The following is a 4,959-nucleotide window of genomic DNA, read 5'->3' as shown; positions in this document are numbered from 1 at the left end:
TAGCTGATCCCGAAATCAGCAGCGAGCTGCTTCAGGCTCACACCGGCCTCGCGGTTCTTCGCGACCGCGACAACATCCTCCCGGAACTCCACCGGGTACTTTCCTGCCATAGAGACATCCTCTCCTGCCCAGCACCAGCGGCGCTAAACATCAGATGTCACCTGTTCCTGCATCAGCCCCTGTTGGCGGGTGGAGTGTTGACGTAGTTGAGTCCATGCCTCACGAGTGGGCAGGTAGGTGGCCACATCAGAGGCCAGGCCTGCCTGCTCGGCCCCAGCGGGGTCACTGACATCCAGCAGTGCGGAGGTGTAGTCCAGGGGCATCAGCCCCGAGGCGGTATCCCACTCAAACAGGGCGGTAGCGACGTTGCGGGCGAATGTCTCAGGATCGGCGGATCGTTCTACCGGTGGCACCACTGGCTGTCGCACATCAGAGTCCGGTTGTTCGGTGGGTGCGCCGGGAGCAGTGGGTGTGGGGTCTGCGGTCTGCGCAGTCGTCGCCGCGGGCGGCTCCGGCTGGCGGGGGCCGGTGGCCAGCCCATAGATACCCACTGCGACTAGTAGAAGCAGGGCTACACCGGCGCTCAGTGCGGCAAACAGTTTTGGACGGGAGAACATAGTGGAGAACTCAGACAGCCTCATACCCAGCAGGTGCACATTCCACCCCCTGGGGCGCTCAACGGAAGGTGCGAGGTAGGCCCTGTTACTAGTCGAAGAGGCCGGAACCTCCGTCGTCATGCCAGTGCCGCGCCATCTGTCGTCCTCGTCCTAGCGCTTTTACGCCGAATCCGGGGTACGAGGCGCAAGCTGGGCCTCCCGGCGATCTCCGACCGGGAGATCCTCGTGCCGAGCCGGGCAAGTACGTGGCTGACGGCGCCGCGCGGCACGCCGTCTGGATTCTCTCGGGCACCGAGTAACCGCCGTCATGGACAGACCCACACCGCAGAGCCAGCCCTCGAGGTGCGGGAGATCTACAGCAGCCGTAGGCATTTCTAAGCTGAGCGAGGCGGTGAGTTACCGCAATGAGCAGATGGGACCCGATCAGGGGACTCGTCGTTCAGCCTCCGTGGTCAGAAACGTTCCGGCGCCCCGGACCGTCGGCCACCTCCAGGGCGCCGGAATCTCGGTTCGCTGGTAGCGATGCGCAGGAGGGCGTCCACGCAGGCCTCCACGGTCCAGTCCTGATGCACGGTCATCCGCTCGATACACAGAGTCACAGCGGACGAGAGCAGAGCGGTGGCCGCGATCTCAAGAGTGTGCCGCGGAGTGACGCTCTCACCCTGACGGCTGTGCTCCAGATGCTCGATCCGGTCCGCGAGCAGGGAGACGATGGCTTCCTTTTCAGCCCGGAGTTGGTGACTTCCGTCGCCTTCTCGCTGGGCCAGGGCAAATGCGACCAGGCCAGTGAAAGAGGGGTGTTCGCCCAGGAACCCGAATGCTGCCGCGACCTGCCGGCGGAAGCCGGCTCGGGCGTCATCGTCGGTCGCACCCGGCTCATGGAGGCCATCCATGAGGGCCTTCATCTCTGCGGCGCCGTGCACCAGGATTTCCCGGACGAGGCTCTCCTTGGAGGAGAAGTGGTAGTACACCGACCCTTTGGCGACCCCGGCCAGGCGGGCGATCTCATCCACCGTGTGCTCCTGAACGCTGCGGTGGTCGTCCAGGGACATCATCGCCCGGAGGATCCGGACCCTCGCGGAAGCCTTCGGCTCAGCGGCCACACTCATGCAAGCTCCTCGATCGGCGGACGGAGACGTTCCAGGCTCCACATCCTATGCTTTCGCACCGCCAACAGAAGAACACCGAGCCCCACTACAGTTGTCACTCCCGTGGCCGCGAGCGTGCCACTGACGACGGCTGCGTCAGCCCCATAGATGACGTGGCGCAGACCATCGGTCACATAGGTCAGCGGCAGCACCGGGTGCAGGGCCTCCAGTGAGCCGGGCAGCGTCTGAGCCGGGAAGGTTCCTCCTGCGGCGACCAGCTGAAGCACCAGCAACACGATGATGACGAACTTCCCCGGGTTGCCCAGCAGCATCACGATCCCCTGGATCAGGGCTGTGAAGGCCGCCGCGGCCGCCAGCAGCACGCCGAGTGCCAGCCAGGGATGCGCCGGTTCCACCCCCACCCCGAGCACGACAACGGCATACAGCAGCAGAGCCTGCACCATGCCCAGCGCCAGGAACGGCATCCAGGCGCTGACCGCGACCTTCAGGCTGGACGCGTTGGACAGCAGCGCCCGGGCAGAGACAGGCCGCAGCACCTGCATCATCACCAGTGTGCCGATCCACAGCGCCAGACCCATGAAAAAAGGTGCCAGACCCGCACCGTAGGAGCCGGCCTCAGCCTGAGCGGACTGGTTCACGTTCAGCGGGTTACCGATAACCTCACTGACCTCAGCTCGCTGCTCCTCATCAGGATTGGGAACTTCGTCAGCGCCGTCGCCCAGTGCCGCCGCCAATTCCTCGGCACCATCAGTAAGCTCGACAACGCCATCTTCAGCTTCGAAAAGCCCATCGAGAAGCTCCCCGGCCCCGTCGTTGAGAGCCGACGCTCCCTCGGACAGCTCACTGACGCCCTCTTGCATCTCGCCGACGCCCACGTCTGCCGCAGAAGCTCCAGCAGAGAGTTCCTCGGCACCTTCTGCCAGCTCCCCGGCACCTGTGTGAGCCTCGCTGATTCCTGCAACCAGCCCCGGCAGGGATTCGCTGAGCTCTGAGAGGCCCGAAGCCAGTTCGGAGCTTCCCGCGGAGAGCTCGGAGGCACCGTCTGCCACCTCGCGGGCTCCGGCGGCCAGCTGGTCCACGGAGTCATGCGCCTCGGCAAGACCTGTCCGGGCGGATTCTGCCCGGGCAGCAAGCTCAGAATCGTCCAGGACCGGGCCGAGAGCCTCGGCAACCTGGTCGCGCTGCTCCTCCTCAATGAGACCAGCGTCGATGAGGCTTTGGACACTCTCCTCGACCCGGGTCTCTGCGCTGGCCCCCACCTCGCTGAGCGTCTCTGCGGCCTCTGCGGAGGCCTCCGCGAGCTGCTCGTTGCCCTCAGCAACTGCCTCGGCACCGGTACTCAGCTCACTGACCCCCGTTTCCAGATCATCAGCCCCCTCGGAGATCTCGTCGACACCTTCCTGCGCCTCGCCGATCCCGATGCTGATTGTGCCCAGTCCGGTCTGCAGCTCGCCCGCTCCCGTCTCGAGCTCCTCGGCACCGTCGGCGAGCGTACCGGTGCCTTCGCGGAGGGTGACGAGGCTCCTGCTCAGCTCTCCCACTCCCTCGTCGAGGTCCCCGGCGCCCTCGCTGAGGGCTTCGGCTCCTTCACGCAGCTCGACGATTCCGTCCTTCAGCTCTGCGCTACCGGAGTGGAGCTCGCCTGCGCCCTGCTCGGCGTCGAGGAGCTCCTGGTGAATCTGGCCGAACCCGGTCAGGATCTGGTCGGCGGTCTCCTGTCCGACCTCTTCGCTGATGGACTCGTGCAGCTCCCCGGCGAGGACCTCCAGTACGCTGGAGAGCAGGTAGTTGTTGGCTTCGTTGGCGATGATCTCCAGCTCTGCCTGCTCTGCAGACTGCAAATCCTCGGGAGAGGCCAGTGCTTCCGAGAATCCTTCGGGGATGATGAGGGCAAACTGGTGGTCTCCGCGGTAGGTGCTGGCTTCAGCGGCTTCCCGGGTGGCCACGTCCTGCCATCCGAAGGAGGCGTCATCGTAGAGGTCCTCTACGACCTCGTCCCCGATGGTGCGGTGCTCGCCGTCGAACTCTGCGCCGGCGTCGAGGTTCACCAGGGCGGCGTCGACGTTCTCCATGTTTCCGTAGGGGTCCCAGTTCGCGTAGAGGTAGACGCCGCCGTAGAGGACTGGGATCACGGCAAGGCCGATGAGGGTCTTGATGGGGTCGATGCCGCTGAGCAGGCGTTTGGCTTCGGCGGCTGGGTGGGCGAGCAGGCTCACAGGAGCGCCTCCTTCTCGGTGCTGAGGATGGCGAGGACTGAGCGTCCATCGCCTGTCGCGTAGCGCAGGGTCTCCGCCAGCTCCTCTTCGGGCAGCCCGTGTCGGTCCGGGGATTCCACGACGGCGAGATGAACGGCGGGGTCGGCGAAGGCAAGTTCGATGAGCAGCCAGAGCCGCACCTGGGGGTCGAGCGCTTCGACGGGCTCTGCGGCGAGGTCTGCGGCATCGTGCTGTTCCAGCCATTCTGCTGCGCGCGGACGCTTCCCACCGTGTGGGCGGGGCTGGAGCCCGAGCGTCTCCGCCGTTAGGCCTTTGACTTTCATGTGGTGCTCGGGGGCGGTGAGACCCGGCGCGTCCACGAGGGCGGAGGCCCGGCGCAGTTCCGCTGTACTGTCGGCCCCGTTGAAGAGCACCTGGCCGTTGTCGGGACGCATCCTCCCTGCCGCGACAAGTCCGAGAGCGTTCCTTCCCCAGGGAGAGGGGACGACGAGGCTGCCGAGCGCGGCGCTGCCCAGTTCTAGGTTCACGCCGCTGAACAGGACCCCGTGGTGGTCCTTCACCTCAGTCTCAACCAGCTCAAGCATGGACATCATCATACTGAACTGACCAGTCAGTACAAAACCTGCATCCGGCGTTATTGCCGGCGCTATTCTCGTTAGGCCTCGTTCACTTCCGCGAGGACCAGGTCGCTGCCATCGATCTCGAATGTCCGAGCTGGAGGGTCAAGGCCGTCGAATGTGCTGATTCCGACATCCCCGCTGCGAGACAGCGCCACTGATGGGTATGCGGCAGAGGAAGGTGGTGGTCATAGGGCGCGCAGATGCCCACGCACCGGCACAGTCCCACCGGTGCCGGCGTCTTCAGGGGCTGATGCAGGAACAGGTGACATCTGATGTTTAGCACCGCTGGTGCTGGGCAGGAGAGGATGTCTCTATGGCAGGAAAGTACCCGGTGGAGTTCCGGGAGGATGTTGTCGCGGTCGCGAAGAACCGCGAGGCCGGTGTGAGCCTGAAGCAG

At 65.2% G+C, this 4,959-nt stretch carries 4 protein-coding genes; all 4 read right to left on the bottom strand.

Annotation, left to right across the window (positions count from 1 at the left end; translation table 11 throughout):
* Nucleotides 1-143 precede the first annotated feature (143 nt).
* Entirely contained in the window at nt 144-641 is a 498-nt protein-coding gene (locus Q1K09_RS12870) for a hypothetical protein (RefSeq protein ID WP_300345878.1), read from the bottom strand.
* Between the two features lie 428 nt (nt 642-1,069).
* Nucleotides 1,070-1,726, bottom strand: coding sequence for a TetR/AcrR family transcriptional regulator (locus Q1K09_RS12865; RefSeq protein WP_300345876.1), 657 nt, complete (start codon nt 1,724-1,726; stop codon nt 1,070-1,072).
* Nucleotides 1,723-3,942, bottom strand: a complete 2,220-nt coding sequence (locus Q1K09_RS12860; protein ID WP_300345874.1) for a YhgE/Pip domain-containing protein — start codon at nt 3,940-3,942, stop codon at nt 1,723-1,725. Before Q1K09_RS12860 ends, Q1K09_RS12865 begins: the two co-directional genes overlap by 4 nt.
* A complete protein-coding gene (locus Q1K09_RS12855) occupies nt 3,939-4,526 on the bottom strand; it encodes a hypothetical protein (protein ID WP_300345872.1) in 588 nt (195 codons plus the stop codon). The genes Q1K09_RS12860 and Q1K09_RS12855 overlap by 4 nt, the downstream gene beginning before the upstream one ends.
* Between the last annotated feature and the right edge of the window lie 433 nt (nt 4,527-4,959).

The organism is Nesterenkonia sp. (genome assembly GCF_029265375.1).
Taxonomy (GTDB): Bacteria; Actinomycetota; Actinomycetes; order Actinomycetales; family Micrococcaceae; genus Nesterenkonia.
Note: the sequence above shows the minus strand (reverse complement) of the source record. Positions and strands in the feature narration are given on the sequence as shown.

Coding starts and splice junctions, on each gene's coding strand:
- Q1K09_RS12870 (WP_300345878.1), bottom strand. CDS start 641: ATGAGGCTGTCTGAGTTCTCCACTATGTTCTCCCGTCCAAAACTGTTT.
- Q1K09_RS12865 (WP_300345876.1), bottom strand. CDS start 1,726: ATGAGTGTGGCCGCTGAGCCGAAGGCTTCCGCGAGGGTCCGGATCCTC.
- Q1K09_RS12855 (WP_300345872.1), bottom strand. CDS start 4,526: ATGCTTGAGCTGGTTGAGACTGAGGTGAAGGACCACCACGGGGTCCTG.